General features: G+C 44.8%; 14 protein-coding genes and 1 pseudogene. 11 read left to right on the forward strand and 4 right to left on the reverse strand.

Annotated features, from left to right (window positions below):
* Nucleotides 1–2 precede the first annotated feature (2 nt).
* The 3 genes and pseudogenes from pstA to phoU form a co-directional block, all read left to right on the forward strand.
* Nucleotides 3–1379 (forward strand): annotated as a pseudogene (gene pstA, locus KJB35_RS08485) (phosphate ABC transporter permease PstA); the annotation flags it as partial.
* A 2-nt stretch (nt 1380–1381) separates the two neighbouring features.
* Complete coding sequence (pstB, locus tag KJB35_RS08490; protein WP_005381745.1) at nt 1382–2200, forward strand: phosphate ABC transporter ATP-binding protein PstB; 819 nt, start codon at nt 1382–1384, stop codon at nt 2198–2200.
* 30 nt (nt 2201–2230) lie between these two features.
* Nucleotides 2231–2929, forward strand: a complete 699-nt coding sequence (gene phoU, locus KJB35_RS08495) for a phosphate signaling complex protein PhoU (RefSeq protein ID WP_005381744.1) — start codon at nt 2231–2233, stop codon at nt 2927–2929.
* 62 nt (nt 2930–2991) lie between these two features.
* On the opposite strand, the gene ppk2 is transcribed toward phoU, so the two are convergent.
* The 3 genes from ppk2 to KJB35_RS08510 form a co-directional block, all read right to left on the reverse strand.
* Nucleotides 2992–3768, reverse strand: a complete 777-nt coding sequence (gene ppk2 / locus KJB35_RS08500) for a polyphosphate kinase 2 (protein WP_047102160.1) — start codon at nt 3766–3768, stop codon at nt 2992–2994.
* Nucleotides 3769–3838: 70 nt separating this feature from the next.
* Complete coding sequence (locus KJB35_RS08505; RefSeq protein WP_152665678.1) at nt 3839–4582, reverse strand: copper homeostasis protein CutC; 744 nt, start codon at nt 4580–4582, stop codon at nt 3839–3841.
* Between the two features lie 283 nt (nt 4583–4865).
* Nucleotides 4866–5477 (reverse strand): peroxiredoxin C, encoded by a 612-nt coding sequence (locus KJB35_RS08510; RefSeq protein ID WP_213908031.1) that lies wholly within the window; start codon nt 5475–5477, stop codon nt 4866–4868.
* Nucleotides 5478–5676: 199 nt separating this feature from the next.
* Between KJB35_RS08510 and KJB35_RS08515 the strand changes: the two genes are divergently transcribed.
* The 3 genes from KJB35_RS08515 (at nt 5677) to aceA (ending at nt 10251) form a co-directional block, all read left to right on the forward strand.
* Entirely contained in the window at nt 5677–6582 is a 906-nt protein-coding gene (locus KJB35_RS08515) for a hydrogen peroxide-inducible genes activator (protein WP_005383681.1), read from the forward strand.
* 606 nt (nt 6583–7188) lie between these two features.
* Nucleotides 7189–8817, forward strand: a complete 1629-nt coding sequence (aceB, locus tag KJB35_RS08520; RefSeq protein WP_213908030.1) for a malate synthase A — start codon at nt 7189–7191, stop codon at nt 8815–8817.
* Between the two features lie 120 nt (nt 8818–8937).
* Complete coding sequence (gene aceA, locus KJB35_RS08525) at nt 8938–10251, forward strand: isocitrate lyase (RefSeq protein ID WP_005381733.1); 1314 nt, start codon at nt 8938–8940, stop codon at nt 10249–10251.
* A 123-nt stretch (nt 10252–10374) separates the two neighbouring features.
* On the opposite strand, the gene KJB35_RS08530 is transcribed toward aceA, so the two are convergent.
* Nucleotides 10375–10824 carry a CBS domain-containing protein gene (locus KJB35_RS08530; RefSeq protein ID WP_017820562.1) on the reverse strand — a complete coding sequence of 150 codons (450 nt, stop codon included), beginning with the start codon at nt 10822–10824 and terminating at the stop codon, nt 10375–10377.
* 312 nt (nt 10825–11136) lie between these two features.
* Between KJB35_RS08530 and KJB35_RS08535 the strand changes: the two genes are divergently transcribed.
* The 5 genes from KJB35_RS08535 (at nt 11137) to secD (ending at nt 17293) form a co-directional block, all read left to right on the forward strand.
* Nucleotides 11137–12303 (forward strand): trypsin-like serine protease, encoded by a 1167-nt coding sequence (locus KJB35_RS08535; RefSeq protein ID WP_017820563.1) that lies wholly within the window; start codon nt 11137–11139, stop codon nt 12301–12303.
* 268 nt (nt 12304–12571) lie between these two features.
* On the forward strand, nt 12572–13624 hold the full coding sequence (gene queA, locus KJB35_RS08540; RefSeq protein WP_025768859.1) for a tRNA preQ1(34) S-adenosylmethionine ribosyltransferase-isomerase QueA: 1053 nt from the start codon (nt 12572–12574) through the stop codon (nt 13622–13624).
* A gap of 147 nt (nt 13625–13771) precedes the next feature.
* Nucleotides 13772–14908 carry a tRNA guanosine(34) transglycosylase Tgt gene (tgt, locus tag KJB35_RS08545; protein WP_005381727.1) on the forward strand — a complete coding sequence of 379 codons (1137 nt, stop codon included), beginning with the start codon at nt 13772–13774 and terminating at the stop codon, nt 14906–14908.
* A 177-nt stretch (nt 14909–15085) separates the two neighbouring features.
* Entirely contained in the window at nt 15086–15415 is a 330-nt protein-coding gene (yajC, locus tag KJB35_RS08550) for a preprotein translocase subunit YajC (protein ID WP_005381725.1), read from the forward strand.
* Nucleotides 15416–15436: 21 nt separating this feature from the next.
* A complete protein-coding gene (gene secD / locus KJB35_RS08555) occupies nt 15437–17293 on the forward strand; it encodes a protein translocase subunit SecD (RefSeq protein ID WP_285356712.1) in 1857 nt (618 codons plus the stop codon).
* The last annotated feature ends 2 nt before the right edge of the window (nt 17294–17295 follow it).

The raw sequence follows: 17295 nt of genomic DNA on the forward strand, positions 1-17295 counted from the left end.
CGCGACTCAACATCAAAATCGCTAACCGAGAGTTGTATCCCGCCGATTTTATCTCCGTATTGCAAATGCAGTTGGATGAGCCCACGATGCCAAAAGAGTGGGCGGTGATAGAGCGCAGTAGCGGTGGTTATTTCTTTGGTAAGCTGGTGGCGTTTCAAGATGGTGATAATATATACACCAGTGATATTCAATCGGTACTAAATAAAAAGCTTGATGATGCAGAAACTCTGCGCCATGAGATTGATTCTTTGGTGGTCGATCAGCTTAAAGAGCTTGGTTGGAAGCTAGAGCAGTTGCGATTAGAAAAGCGCAAGCATGAATTGAATGACACGCTGACAGAAAGCTTCTTAAACGAAAACCTGACGAAAAAAGAGCAGATAGAAAAAGCGCTTGCGACGTTAGATTTGCAACTTGATGGTTTACGACTTCAGCTCTCTGACTATGCCTTGATTGTCGAGGATATGACGGGGTCACAAGTATCGATTCCGCTCGAAGACATTTTGGACTACTGGTATCCAAACCAAATGTCACTGCCTGATAAAGTCATGCATTGGGGAAAACAGGTTTGGAAGTTTTTATCTGAAGATCCAAGAGAGTCTAACTCCGAAGGAGGCGTGTTCCCTGCGATATTTGGTACGGTTTTCTTAGTACTCATCATGTCGATCATTGTGATGCCACTCGGGGTGATCGCCGCTATCTATCTACATGAATACGCTAAGAATAACGCTCTAACCAGAGTTATTCGTATTGCGGTTATAAACCTAGCGGGTGTTCCATCGATTGTTTATGGCGTGTTTGGTTTAGGTTTCTTCGTTTATACGATTGGTGCCTCTATCGACAACGTATTCTATGCGGAGAAGCTACCGGCACCAACCTTTGGTACGCCGGGTTTGTTATGGTCAGCACTAACTCTTGCCGTGCTGACGCTTCCAGTTGTGATTGTGACGACAGAAGAAGGTTTAACTCGAATTCCGAGCTCCGTACGACATGGCTCTCTGGCACTTGGTGCAACTCAGTTCGAAACGCTATGGCGCGTGGTTTTGCCTATGGCGACGCCAGCTATTATCACAGGTTTGATCCTTGCGATTGCGCGTGCAGCTGGCGAAGTAGCGCCACTGATGCTGGTGGGGGTCGTGAAATTGGCATCCAGTTTACCGGTTGACGGACAATTCCCTTATGTGCATTTGGATAGAAAGTTCATGCATTTAGGTTTTCACATTTACGATGTTGGCTTTCAAACCTCCAACATCGAAGCGGCGCGACCATTAGTTTATGCTACCTCTTTCTTACTCGTGACAGTGATTGTCGGGCTAAACTTAACAGCAATCAGTATTCGCAATAATTTACGAGAAAAATACAGAACGTTAGGACAAGATTAAGTATGTTTAATTTTGATAGTACATTAGGTTATGAGCCACCATTGGATGTTCATAATTTAACGGATGAACAAACAGCCATCTCAATCGAGAACCTTAATCTGTTCTATGGTCAAACTCAGGCGCTGCATGATATTTCGATGCGAATTCCCAAAGGGCGAGTCACCGCTTTTATCGGTCCTTCAGGGTGTGGAAAGTCGACGTTATTACGTTGCATCAATCGCATGAACGACTTAGTGGAAGGGTGTCGAGTCACAGGTAAAGTGCGTCTCCACGGCAAGAATGTTTATCATCCTAATGTCGATGTTGCGACACTTCGACGCCGAGTGGGGATGGTGTTTCAAAGACCCAATCCATTTCCTAAGTCAATTTATGAAAACGTAGTTTATGGCTTACGCTTACAAGGTGTAAAAAACAGCCGCAGTTTAGATGACGCAGTGGAGCGATCCTTGCGCTCGGCGGCGTTGTGGGATGAGGTAAAAGACCGCTTGCATGAGAACGCATTTGGCTTATCTGGTGGTCAGCAACAGCGCTTGGTCATTGCGCGGGCGGTGGCGATTGAGCCGGAAGTCCTGTTATTGGACGAGCCAACATCAGCGTTGGATCCAATCTCAACTTTAACCATTGAAGAGCTTATCAATGAGCTGAAGACTCAATATACTGTGGTTATCGTTACCCATAACATGCAACAAGCGGCGAGAGTGAGCGATCATACTGCATTCATTCATATGGGGAAGTTAATTGAATACTCTGACGCGGACTCGATCTTCACTTCGCCAATGAAGAAACAGACCGAAGATTACATTACGGGTCGCTACGGTTAAGTCGCGACTCTATACGGAATAAGGAACATCATGCACTTTGGACGTCATATTTCAGGACAATTTAACGTAGAGCTAGAATCGATTCGTACTCATGTATTAACCATGGGAGGCTTGGTAGAGCAGCAGCTTTCGTATGCTATTCAAGCCTTGCATAAAGAAGACATCGAACTGGCGCGTAAGGTTGTGCGTGACGATCATAAAGTGAATGCGATGGAAGTCTCGATCGATGACGCCTGTACACGCATTATTGCTAAGCGTCAGCCAACGGCAAAAGACTTGCGCTTAATCATGGCTATCATCAAAACGATCACGGATTTAGAACGCATCGGTGATGTGGCGACACGCATTGCTTACGTTGCCATTGAAAGCCCATCATCAAAAGAACGACAATTCCAAGTGTCGTTAGAGCCTCTCTGCCGTCAGGCAATTAATATGCTGCATCAGGTTTTAGATGCGTTTGCCCGCATGGATGTAGAAGCGGCAGCAGAGGTGCATAAACAAGATGACAAACTAGACGCCGAGTATGAAGCGGTGATTCGTCAGTTGATGACTTACATGATGGAAGATCCAAAAAATATCCCTAATATTCTGCAAGTGATGTGGTCGGCGCGCGCGATTGAACGCGTGGGGGACCGCTGCCAGAACATCTGTGAATACATTATTTACTTCGTGAAAGGGAAAGATGTACGCCATCTAGGTGATCAAAGTATTGATGACGTACTGAAGTAACTGACTTCAATAAATAGACCAGCTTTTAGGCTGGTCTATTTATTAGAGAGAAGGAAAGCACGTCAATATTTATCAGGAACGAAGGTCTGATCATCAATGGGCGCTCTGACGTAACCTTCTTTATTGAGTTCAGGTAATTCGATGGGTGAGTACTCAAGTGCTTTGTAATCAATCTGGCTTAGTAAATGACTGATACAGTTCAAGCGCGCTTTCTTTTTGTCATCTGAAGGGACGACCCACCAAGGGCAGCTTTTCGTGTCTGTATAGGCAAACATCTTATCTTTTGCTTCCGAATACTCCGCCCAGCGATGACGTGACTCCAAATCCATGGGGCTGAATTTCCAACGTTTGATCGGCGTATTAATTCGACCTAGAAAACGTTTTTCCTGCTCTTCGTCTGAAACCGAAAACCAATACTTAATCAGAATAATCCCAGAGCGTTGCAACATTCTCTCGAATTCAGGGCAAGAGCGTAAAAACTCCTCGTATTCGTCTGGAGTACAGAACCCCATGACTTTTTCGACACCTGCTCGGTTATACCAACTTCGGTCAAATAAAACGATTTCACCAGCAGATGGTAAATGAGCGACGTAACGTTGGAAGTACCATTGCGTTTTTTCTTTTTCGGTCGGTGCAGGCAGAGCCACTACGCGACAAACACGCGGGTTTAGCTTTTCTGTAATTCGCTTTATCACTCCGCCTTTGCCCGCAGCATCACGGCCTTCAAACAGAACAACCACTTTTAACCCTTTGTGTTTGACCCACTCTTGAAGTTTTACGAGCTCAACTTGAAGGTTTTTGAGCTCCTTTTCGTATTCCTTTTTCTTCAATTTAGACATACACCTTTCCTCACTCCTTGATAAACAATATGTTAGCACTCAAAAGCTATGCGCGTGAGGTTACGGTGGTCTATTTGAGAGTTGCTACGACATCGGTTATGGCTTGTGTACTTGTGATGGGGATTAAAAAATCATCGACATCGGATGCGCCCATTTTGCTTTGTTCAGCAACAAAGGTCATTTGGCTAGGGCGTGTGGTTTTGCCTGACAGATGGATTTCAGGAACTTGAGTGTCTTCTACTAACGCACGTACGTTACTCGCATTAACGCCAGCCCCCGCCATGATTGCTATGCGTCTTTGGGCTTGCTTAACCAAAGCTCTAAGCACATCGATCCCTTGTGGTGCTGAAGGCGCAAGACCGGAGGTTAAAATACGTTCACAACCTAAGCTGATCACTTCTTCCAAAGTTTTTTCAGCGTCACGACACTGGTCAAAGGCACGATGGAAGGTCACGCCTAAGCCAAGCGCTTGAGCAAATTCACACAGCGCAGCCGCGTAAGGCATATGAATATCACCGTCTTGAGTGAGCACGCCGAACACGACACCGCTCAAGCCTGATTGGTGAGCCGCTTCAATATCCCAACGCATCATTTCGATCTCTTCTTCATTGTAGAAGAAGTCACCTTGGCGTGGGCGGATCATGGCATAAACTGGAACACTCGAAAGCTTAGCCGCTTGCTGCATAAAACCATAACTGGGTGTTAGTCCGCCTAAAGCCAAAGAGGAGCAAAGTTCAATCCGAGTGGCGCCGCCAGCAATGGCGTAGTGCAGAGATTCAATATTATCAATACAGACTTCTAGGTGAGTAACCACGTTCATTCATCCTGCTAACGTTACAAATAAGTGTTGTGGCTAAGATATTAACAGGGCCAGTAAGCAGAATCTGTATGGAGGAGATGATAAATAGAGGTAAAGTTTACGCTAAAGCGTTACCTCATTTTGGCGGTTTATCTGAAGGAAAAAGAAAGCCCAGAGCAGAGGCTCTGGGCTTTGATAGGACTTTACTTAGACTGATTGGCGTTTGCGGTTTTCCGCATTAGCTTATTGCTTTATATACATCCAACCATCACACCCGTTGAGCTAGGGTGAAGGTCTATTATTTTTTGCCTAGGTCAGCTGCGTGCTCAGATAGGAACGCTGCAACACCTTTTGGAGATGCGTCCATACCTGCTTTACCTTCTTCCCATTGTGCAGGACATACTTCGCCGTGCTTCTGGTGGAAGTTAAGAGCGTCAACCATGCGTAGCATTTCGTCGATGTTACGGCCTAGTGGTAGGTCGTTAACTACTTGGTGACGTACAACGCCTGCTTCGTCGATTAGGAAAGAACCACGGAAAGCAACGCCTGCTTCTGGGTGCTCAACGTCGTAAGCTTTACAGATTTCGTGCTTAACGTCAGCAACTAGTGGGTACTTAACTTGACCGATACCGCCATCTTCGATAGCAGTGTTACGCCATGCGTTGTGAGAGAACTGAGAATCGATAGAAACACCGATTACTTCAACACCTTTAGCTTGGAAGTCAGCTAGACGGTTGTCGAATGCGATTAGCTCAGATGGGCAAACGAAAGTGAAATCTAGTGGGTAGAAGAATACTACTGCTTTCTTACCTTTAGTGAACTCTGCAAAGTTGAAGTTTTCAACGATTTCACCGTTACCTAGAACAGCTGCTGCAGTAAAATCAGGGGCTTGACGACCTACTAGTACCATTTTTTTGCTCCTAAAAAGTATGGTTAGCTCCAAACCGAATTCAGTTGTGTCGGTTTGGTTCGTGTTTGTACGAGACAAACTATAGTACAGATTGTAGTATTGAAAAAAGCGAAATAAATAGATTGAGTTAATCGAAAAAAACGATAATAACAAAACTCTTAACTCGATCACTGGAACGGCGGTAGATACAAATACAATTATGAATAAATGGCCCAGTTTGAAGCAGTTACACTATTTAGTCACACTGCATGAAACAAGACATTTTAGTGACGCTGCAGAGCGTTGTTTTGTCAGTCAGTCGACTTTAAGTAAGGGTATTCAAAACTTAGAGGAATTGATAGGTTGTCCCTTATATGAAAAGAAAGATAAGAAAAGTCCACTGGTTTTTACCCAAACAGGAGAAATGGTAGTAAAGCAGGGGCGAGAGCTGTTAGCAAAAGGGCAAGATTTGGTCGAGCTTGGACGTATGTGCCAAGGCGACGATATGCAAGGCCAGCTAAAAGTAGGATGTATACCAACAATTGCTCCGTTTTTACTGTGTGATTTGGTACAAGAGGTGAACTACCGTTTTCCACAACTGAATCTTTTATTAAGAGAAGACACGACGACAAACTTACTTCAAGCGCTCAGACATGGTGAGCTGGATGTGCTTATTTTAGCGTTACCAGTCGAAATTGATGGGATGGAAAGCCGAGTAGTGGGTAAGGATCCGTTTCGAATGGTTATAAGCGCTAATCAAGCCCAATCGGTCCCTGTGCCGATTCGTTACGCGGATTTACCTGACGAATCCGTCTTTCTACTAGAGAAAGAACATTGCTTAACGGAACATGCGGTATCAGCGTGTAAATTAACAGACAAAGAAAAAATCAATCCGTTTACGGCAACCAGCCTCCATACACTGGTGCAAATGGTTGCGAATGGTTTGGGAACAACGTTCATTCCTCAAATGGCTATCGACCATGGCTTGCTGCATAACCAGAATTTAGTCGTGATCGATCCTCCTGGTAAACAAGCTTATCGCGAAATCGGCTTAGTTTGGCGTCCGAGCTCGTCAAGAACGAAAACATTTAATCAACTTGCAGAAGTCGTTTCAGAGCTGCTTTAGCTATTAGTATTAGCCCTTACTTCTCCATTATTTATCTAAAAGCGCACTGGAAACAGTGCGCTTTCTAGTATTTTATTCTGTTGGTAAACTTTGACTTGTAAAATTTTACAGCTCTTCTTTGATGAAGCTTTCATAAAATAGTGAAATTTCACAATGTTAATTTTACACAAAGCCCTGCATACCTTGTTTGACCCCTGTTTAAATACATCTCTTCAGCCCTTGTGAATACAAGGTGTTTGTTTACCAGTCTATATTCATACGCTTGTTTGAAATGATAAAACGACTTTAAATTTAATGTAATTTTATTACGTAATAACTTACAAAATAAGGCGCTTGATAGATGGTTTTTACCTTGCGGAATAAAACTTTGAATTTTCTGTTTTGTTTATATTGGGGGTTTCACTAAACCCCTTGTTGATATAGCTTATTTAAAGGCCGATACGACTTATGTCTAGATTGAAAATACACGTAGCATTACGCAATCTATCGGCATGGCTAGACGAGTTGAACACAAAGTTAAAGGATGTAATTTGTTGTTCATAACTTACAAATGTAGCTTTACGCTGACTGCCCAAGATTGATAAAGCACGTTAAGGATGAATGATTATGCTTGCTCAGACAGAACAAAAAACACAACAACTAAAGCAAACCCAAGGCATGCTTGAGGTGAATGGAGTCGTTGCTCCAGAACATCAAGCAATTTTCCCTGTTGAAGCCCAAACCTTTTTATCTCTACTGTGTGAAAAATTTGCCGGACGTGTTGAACAGTTGCTGGAAGCAAGAGAAGAGAAGCAATCACGTATTGATGCTGGTGAGCTACCAGATTTTCTACCAGAGACACAAGACATCCGTGAAGGAAGTTGGAAGATCCTAGGAATCCCACAAGATCTGCAAGATCGCCGTGTGGAGATTACCGGACCAACTGACCGCAAGATGGTGATTAACGCACTGAATGCGAATGTAAAAGTGTTCATGGCAGACTTCGAAGATTCAATGTCTCCTGCATGGAGTAAAGTGCTAGATGGTCAAATTAACTTGCGCGATGCTGTTAATGGCACCATCAGTTACACCAATCCTGGCAATGGCAAACATTATCAGCTGGAAGATGACCCAGCGGTGTTGATCTGCCGTGTTCGCGGCCTTCATTTAAAAGAAAAACACGTTACGTGGCACGGTCAGATCATTCCTGGTGCGCTATTCGATTTCGCTCTGTATTTCTATAACAACTACAAAGCGTTACTTCAAAAAGGCAGCGGCCCTTATTTCTACCTTCCAAAACTGCAATCGCATCACGAAGCGAAGTGGTGGAGCGAAGTGTTCCATTTCACGGAAGACTATTTCGGTTTGGATACAGGCACGATCAAAGCGACTGTGCTGATTGAAACCTTACCAGCGGTATTTGAAATGGACGAGATTCTGTTCTCGCTTAAAGAACACATCGTTGGTTTGAACTGTGGTCGCTGGGATTACATCTTTAGCTACATCAAAACATTGAAAAAACACTCAGACCGAGTACTGCCAGATCGCCAAGTGGTAACGATGGACAAGCCATTCTTAAACGCTTACTCGCGATTATTGGTACGTACTTGCCATAAACGAGGTGCTTTCGCGATGGGAGGAATGGCCGCATTTATCCCAGCTAAAGACCCGAAAGAGAATCAAAAAGTATTAGACAAGATCCAGACTGACAAATCGTTAGAAGCTAACAACGGCCACGACGGTACTTGGGTGGCTCATCCAGGTTTGGCTGACACTGCTATGGAAGTCTTTAGTGCTGTGCTGGGTGAACGCACCAACCAGTTGGATGTGAGCCGTGCAGAGGATGCGCCTATTACAGCAGCTGAACTGCTTGAGCCTTGTGAAGGCGAGCGCACTGAAGGCGGAATGCGCCACAATATTCGCGTTGCGCTGCAATACATCGAAGCTTGGATTTCTGGCAATGGTTGTGTGCCGATTTACGGACTGATGGAAGACGCAGCAACGGCAGAAATCTCACGCGCCTCTATCTGGCAATGGATTCAACACGGCAAGTCGCTAGACAACGGATTAAAGGTCACTAAAGAGCTGTTCGAGCTCTATCTCAAAGAGGAGATTGAAGTTGTGAAGCAAGAAATTGGCGAGCAGCGCTACCATGCGGGTCGATTTGAAGAAGCAGCAGACTTAATGGCAAGGCTCACGACGAGCGATGAACTGACCAACTTTTTGACAGTTCCTGGTTATGACTACCTGGATTAATAAAGAATAACTGTAACACCAATAACGTGAAGGATTTTCAAGGCAGATAGGGAAGTACTGCCTGAGAACGGAAACTCAACGCACACGCATAAAGTGCAAATTATAAAGAGGGATAGACCAATGACTAACTTAACTCGCCGCCAACAAATTGAAGCTCTGGAAAAAGACTGGGCAACTAACCCACGCTGGAAAAATGTGAAGCGTACTTACACTGCCGAGGAAGTGGTGGAACTGCGTGGCTCTATGGTGCCTGCAAACACAATTGCACAACGTGGTGCAGACAAACTTTGGTCACTGGTCAACGGTAGTGCGAAAAAAGGTTACGTAAACTGTCTTGGTGCGCTAACGGGTGGTCAAGCGGTTCAACAAGCTAAAGCAGGTATTGAAGCGATTTACTTGTCAGGCTGGCAGGTAGCGGCGGATAACAACACCGCTTCGACGATGTATCCAGACCAATCTCTTTACCCAGTAGATTCTGTACCGTCAGTAGTAAAGCGTATCAACAACTCATTCCGTCGTGCAGACCAAATTCAGTGGGCTGCTGGTAAGACGCCTGAAGATGAAGGTGGTATTGATTACTTCCTACCTATCGTAGCGGATGCTGAAGCGGGCTTTGGTGGTGTGCTTAACGCTTACGAACTAATGAAATCGATGATCGAAGCCGGTGCCGCGGGCGTTCACTTTGAAGACCAGTTAGCATCGGTGAAAAAGTGTGGCCATATGGGTGGTAAGGTATTAGTTCCTACGCAAGAAGCGGTACAAAAGCTCGTTGCAGCTCGTTTGGCTGCTGACGTAGCGGGTACAACAACATTAGTTATTGCTCGTACTGATGCGAATGCGGCGGATCTCATTACTTCAGATTGTGACCCATATGATAAAGACTTCATCGAAGGTGAGCGTACTCAAGAAGGTTTCTACCGCGTTCGCGCGGGTATCGACCAAGCGATTTCTCGCGGCCTGGCTTACGCACCATATGCAGACTTGATTTGGTGTGAAACGGCTACGCCATGTTTGGAAGAAGCACGTAAGTTTGCAGAAGCAATTCACGCTGAATACCCAGATCAATTGTTGGCGTACAACTGTTCGCCGTCCTTCAACTGGGAGAAGAACCTAGATGCAGAAACCATTGCTAAGTTCCAACAAGAGTTGGCAGACATGGGCTACAAGTACCAATTCATCACGCTAGCAGGCATTCACAACATGTGGTTCAACATGTTTGAACTGGCGCACGCTTACGCTCAAGGTGAAGGTATGCGTCATTATGTTGAGAAAGTTCAGCGTCCTGAATTCCAAGCAGCTGAAAAAGGCTATACGTTTGTTGCGCACCAACAAGAAGTAGGTACAGGTTACTTCGATAGAATGACCAATACTATCCAAGGTGGTAACTCTTCAGTGACAGCATTGACAGGTTCGACCGAAGAAGACCAATTCTAATTGGCAGAGAAACACTTCCTTAATCAGCGTCAGTAATGGCATTTTGAGCGGCAACCCTGCCGCTCTTTTTTCGTTTAACCGGTGTAAAAACGAAACTTACAACAAAGAGAATACGCTTGCGTACTACTCTTCCTGCTCGATTTCTTCAGGTTCCACTTCTTCTTGCAGTTCCAATAAGTTAATCGCAATGGTCACAAAGTCACTGTCAGTAATGATGCCGACCAATCGACCTTTGGTGACAACAGGTAGACAGCCAACTTTATGCTTTTGCATATAGATAGCGCTCTCTTTGAGCCCCGCGATAGGCTCTGCCGTCATGATATTGGTGTGCATCATTTCGTAGAGCGGTGTGTCTAAAGTAAAAGATTGTTCAGCCTCATCTGGGTGCAAGCTCGATTCTTGAGCAGCAAGAATGTCGCGTTGAGTCACCAAGCCTTGTAAGTGGTTATTGGCATCAACAACCGGAATGTGTCGAATATCAAGCGCATCCATCATGCTTTTTGCATCACGCAAGGTGTGCGTGCGCAGTAAGGTATGAGGATTACGAGTCATCATGTCTTCAACCTTGATCATAGAGACCTCCAGCGGCATTGTCCTTCTCTTAAATATAGAGAATATTTTTCTGTATATCTGGGAGCTAACTCGTTTTTCATCAATTAAATAGCACAATGCTGATGGGCTGCGTAATCTGTGTTTTATTGGTGTTTTTATTAATTTGAATAAGTCGGTTTGTGTGCGAGTCAGTTGGCATTTTTAGTTGATATTGAATGTGTTCCCAAGGTAATCCAATGAATTGAATCGCACATTTTTATTCGCTGGATTTTCCAAGATTCTTCTCTCGAAGAAGATACGTCCAGGCTTACCAAATTGAAGACAGCAACCTAGATGAAACGAACAACGTGTAACAAACTTATTGCGCTGGCAGTGGCGGCATTCAGTGTGCCATCAACACAGGCGATTGTGTTAGGAGATGAACAAACCGATCCTGTTGACCGCGTTACTTTGCGAGCAAGTAACATGGCAGAGTTTCCGCTGTGTGGTGGAACGATGCTGACAGAGCAATGGGTACTGACTGCGGCGCACTGTGTGGTGATGGGACAAGGAACCAATGAAGCAACCTACTATGTGACCCCGCCGGGTGAGCTGTCGGTGAATGCGAATGCGTATGAACTTAATTCTGCAGGGCTTGATAACTTTTATCCGGTGTCTCACGTTGTGGTTCATCCGGATTACACCCGGATTTCAAAAGCTGAGACCGACAGTAATGGCAACGTGAAACCTATCCAAACCGGTTTAGATTCAGACATCGCGTTGCTGTATCTCACGCGCCCAGTGGCAAACGCGAACTTTGCTGACCTAGCGAGTAAAGTTGACATGGAGAGTATCGAAGCACGTTTGGTGGCGGATTGGAACGATAATTACCTGACCAATCAACGTGTCGAAAATGTGCAAGTGTTTGGATGGGGGGCTACTCAGCCGGATGCTTCTGAACCTTCTAATACGCTCAAAACCACCATTAGCACATTTTTACCCATCGACAAATGTTATGAGCGTTTAGAAATTGGCAGCAGTTTTCCGGGGATCATTGATTCAAGAGACAACCAAACCAAAATTTGTACGCTACCAACACAAAACCATGTATTGGAGCCAGATAGCCATACTCAATATGGCAACTCTGCATGTAAAGGTGACAGTGGTGGCCCGTTGGTCGATGTGGCGACCGGCAAACAAATTGGTATTGTTAGTGGCGGCCCCCTTATTCTACCAACGTGTGGCTCTTTGACGATCCCAAGTTTCTACACCAAGGTGAGCCACTATTACGACTGGGTACAGTCTTACATCACTGCCGATGCGCCACCAAGTCGTTACATCATTGCGCCGAATTTTATCAAAAGTGCTAACAATGAAAGTGGTGACAATAAAGAGTGTCACGATGGCATTGCGACCAATAACTGTGATTTCAAAGGCTCAGATGATGAAGGTGGCAGTCTAGGGTTTTGGTTATTGGGTTTATTCGTGCCGTTATTCTTGTGGCGAAAGCGTGAGGTTTGATAGGGCGATTGGAATGCCAAACTAATAAGCAGCGGTATACGTTGCTTTGCTTTTTTCATGTTCTCTCTTTGGGGCTCAAATTAAAAATAGTGCCAAGTAATCGAGGCTTTTCACGTTTTATTACACTCTTCACCATGGCTTTTACTGCTATATTCTGGTGATTTGCTTGCTATTGCAGCATGTAAACATATACTAGTCTGCTGCGAAAAACTCGTCGCAATTTTATCGTCGCCTAGACGTGATTTGACCAATAGATAAGACAAGTAACATGCAAGTATCAGATTTCCATTTCGACCTTCCAGATGAACTCATCGCTCGCTACCCTCAACCAGAGCGTACCGCTAGCCGACTGCTGCAAATGGACGGCAATACCGGAGAGCTCATTGATGGCACATTTACTGATGTATTGGGCCAAGTTCAACCCGGTGACTTAGTGGTGTTTAATAATACTCGTGTTATTCCTGCTCGTCTTTTTGGCCGCAAGGAATCGGGCGGTAAATTAGAAGTGCTGGTGGAGCGCATGTTGGATGAGAAAAGCATCCTCGCGCACGTTCGTTGCTCTAAATCACCAAAACCAGGTACAACCATTATTGTTGGCGAGAATGATGAATATTCAGCAGAAATGGTTGCACGCCATGATGCTTTATTTGAACTGAAATTTAGTTCTGATAAGACGGTACTAGAAATTCTGGAAGAAATCGGCCATATGCCGCTTCCTCCTTACATCGACCGTCCAGACGAAGATGCAGATAAAGAGCGTTACCAAACGGTATATAATCAAAAGCCAGGTGCGGTTGCGGCACCGACGGCGGGCCTTCACTTTGATGATGTTCTCTTGGAGAAAATCAAAGCGAAAGGTGCAGAGTTTGCTTACGTTACTTTGCACGTTGGGGCGGGTACATTCCAGCCAGTAAAAGTGGAAAATATCAACGATCACCACATGCATGCCGAGTACGTAGAAGTACCACAAGAAGTCGTCGACGCAATTAAAGCGACGAAAGCGCGTGGCGGACGAATTATTGCTGTTGGTACCACATCTGTGCGTTCACTTGAAAGTGCAGCGCAAGACGCATTGCAAAAAGGGACTGAGCTGGCCCCATTCTTTGGCGATACTGAAATCTTTATTTTCCCTGGTTACGAATATCAGCTAGTGGATTGCTTGATCACAAACTTCCACTTGCCTGAATCAACATTGATCATGTTGGTGAGTGCATTTGCTGGATACGAGAACACCATGAATGCTTACAAACATGCGGTGGAAAACAAATACCGTTTCTTCTCGTATGGCGATTCAATGTTCATCAAGAAGAAAACGGCGTAGTTAAAAATAGATTTACGAGTGCTAGCAGTAAGCTAGGAAATAAAGCATCCATTGCTTTGTCTCTCGCAAGGAAAAGCGACCGCTCCTTAAAGTAGGGTAGAGCCCTAAACACTCAGTCAGACTGTTTCTCTGACACCCGGAGGCATCGTGAAATTAAAATTCGATCTTAAGAAGAAAAACGGCAATGCACGTCGTGGTCAACTGACTTTCGAACGCGGCACTGTTCAAACTCCTGCGTTCATGCCAGTAGGTACTTACGGTACCGTTAAAGGTATGACACCAGAAGAAGTAAAAGGTACTGGTGCAGAAATTCTGCTAGGTAATACGTTCCACCTGTGGCTACGTCCTGGTCAAGAAGTGATGAAAATGCACGGTGACCTGCACGATTTTATGAACTGGCACGGTCCTATTCTTACTGATTCAGGCGGCTTTCAAGTATTCAGCCTTGGTAAGATGCGTACGATCACTGAAGAAGGTGTACATTTTCGTAACCCAGTAAACGGTGACAAGATTTTCATGGACGCAGAAAAGTCGATGGAAATTCAAAAAGACCTGGGCTCTGATATTGTTATGATTTTTGACGAGTGCACGCCATACCCAGCGACACATGATGAAGCGAAGAAATCGATGGAAATGTCATTACGCTGGGCACAGCGTTCACGTGACCACTTCGAGAAGCTAGAAAACCCAAACAACCTATTTGGTATTGTTCAAGGTGGTGTTTACGAAGATTTACGTGATGTGTCGGTAAAAGGTCTAACGGAAATCGGTTTTGACGGTTATGCGGTTGGTGGTTTGGCAGTAGGTGAGCCTAAAGAAGACATGCACCGTATTCTTGAGCATACTTGTCCTCAACTTCCTGAAGACAAACCTCGCTACTTGATGGGCGTAGGTAAGCCAGAAGACTTGGTTGAAGGTGTTCGTCGTGGTATCGACATGTTTGACTGTGTAATGCCAACGCGTAACGCACGTAATGGTCACTTATTTGTGACTGGTGGTGTGATCAAGATCCGTAATGCGAAACATAAAACGGATACAACACCATTGGATCCGCATTGTGACTGTTACACTTGTCAAAACTACAGCAAGTCGTACCTTCACCATTTAGAGCGTTGTAATGAAATCTTAGGCGCTCGCTTGAATACAATCCATAACCTGCGTTACTACCAACGTCTGATGGAAAGCATTCGTAAAGCAATTGATGAAGATCGCTTCGATGAATTTGTTACTGAGTTCTATGAGCGTCGTGGCCGTGAAGTGCCACCACTAGCAAAAGAGCAGTAATTGAAAAACTAAAAGAATTAAAGCCTTTGGCATGTCGCCAGAGGCTTTTGCTAATAAAGTAGGCTAACGCACGTTATTTTTGAGAGAGCGATCTCTATTAGTTACTCTCAGACTTGAATCTAAAATGCGAAAGCCCAATTTGTTTGATTATCAATAAAATATAATGAGGATGTTTTAATGTTTATTTCTCAGGCTCACGCAGCAGCAGAAGGCGCGCCAGCAGGCGGTGGTTTTGAAATGCTAATCATGCTTGGCATGTTCGCAGTGATCTTTTACTTCATGATTTATCGCCCACAAGCGAAACGCGTAAAAGAACACAAAAACCTAATGGCTTCTATGGGCAAAGGCGACGAAGTTTTAACTAGCGGTGGCCTAGTGGGTAAAATCACTAAGATTGCTGAAGACAATGACTACATTTCAATTGAGCTTAACGCGAACAATGAAGTAGTAATCAAGAAAGACTTCATCACTGCAGTGCTACCAAAAGGTACGCTTAAGTCTCTATAAAACAGCTAAAGGATCCTCGCTGTGCTAAACCGTTATCCATTATGGAAGTACTTGATGGTGCTTTTTGCCATCATCACCGCTGCGTTATACGCACTTCCAAATATCTACGGTGAAGATCCGGCTATTCAAGTTACAGGGGCGCGTGGCGCCTCTGTAGATATGTCAACGCTGGATGCTGTCACTACTGCTCTTAACAAAGAGCAACTTTCTCATAAATCCATTGCTCTCGAAGATGGATCAATTCTTGTTCGTTTTAACGACACTGACACACAAATCAGTGCTCGTGATGTCATCAGCGAAGCGCTAGGCAAAGACACAATTGTTGCACTTAACCTTGCACCTTCTACACCCGATTGGCTAGAAGCGATTGGCGCGTCACCATTGAAGCTAGGTCTTGACCTTCGCGGTGGTGTTCACTTCTTAATGGAAGTGGATATGGATGCAGCGATGGAAAAGCTTGTTGGTCAACAAGAAGAAGCTTTCCGTAGCGAACTTCGTGACGCCAAGATTCGTTACCGTGCAATCCGCCCTTCTGGAAAAGAAGCGGTAGAAGTGTTGTTGCGTAACGAAGAGCAATTAGCAGAAGCGAAAGCAACGCTAGAAAAGAATCACCCGGACATGATTTTTGTCGATTCTGATTCAAATGGCCGTTACGCTCTTACTGCCACCTTTACTGAGCAACGTTTACAAGAGATCCGTAACTATGCTGTTGAGCAAAACATTACGATTTTACGTAATCGTGTCAACGAACTAGGTGTTGCGGAACCATTGGTTCAACGTCAAGGTGCTAGTCGCATTGTGGTTGAACTGCCTGGTGTTCAAGACACTGCTCGTGCAAAAGAAATTCTCGGAGCTACGGCAACGCTTGAATTCCGTGAAGTTGATGATAAAGCTGACCTATCGGCAGCGGCAAATGGTCGTGCGCCAGCAGGTAGTGAAATCAAGATGGACCGTGATGGTCGCCCAGTTGTGCTTAAGAAGCGCGTTATTCTTGGCGGTCAAAGCATCACAGATGCAAGCTCAAGTGTTGATGAATATGGTCGTCCACAAGTTAACATCTCGCTAGACAGCGAAGGTGGTAATAAGATGTCTGCGTTCTCTAAGAAGAACATTGGTAAGCTAATGGCTACCGTGTTTGCAGAATACAAAGACAGTGGCCGTCGTACGCCTGAAGGCAAAGTTATTCTGGATAAGCATGAAGAAGTCATCAACCAAGCAACGATTCAATCGGCTCTTGGTCGTAACTTCCGTATCACAGGTATCGACTCTGTTGCAGAAGCACACAACCTAGCACTTCTACTACGTGCTGGTGCACTGATTGCACCTATCTCTATCGTTGAAGAACGTACCATTGGTCCATCAATGGGCCAGCAAAACATCGATATGGGTATCCAAGCATGTATCTGGGGTATGGTTGCCGTAATGCTATTTACGCTGCTTTACTACCGCGGCTTTGGTTTGATTGCAAACATCGCTCTAATGGCAAACTTGGTGCTTATCATTGGTGTTATGTCGATGATTCCAGGCGCTACCATGACGCTTCCAGGGATAGCCGGTATCGTGTTAACAGTCGGTATGGCGGTTGATGCGAACGTACTGATCTTCGAGCGTATCCGTGAAGAAATTCGTGATGGACGCAGTCCACAACAAGCAATTCACCAAGGTTACGCGAATGCATTCAGCACGATTGCTGATGCGAACATCACAACACTAATTACTGCAATCATTCTATTTGCGGTCGGTACAGGTGCGGTGAAAGGTTTCGCAGTTACTCTATCTATCGGTATCTTAACTTCAATGTTCACCGCCATTATTGGTACACGTTGTATCGTGAACCTGATCTACGGTGGCAAACGCGTTGATAAATTGTCGATCTAAGG

The organism is Vibrio sp. D431a, from assembly GCF_030248655.1.
Taxonomy (GTDB): domain Bacteria; phylum Pseudomonadota; class Gammaproteobacteria; order Enterobacterales; family Vibrionaceae; genus Vibrio; species Vibrio alginolyticus.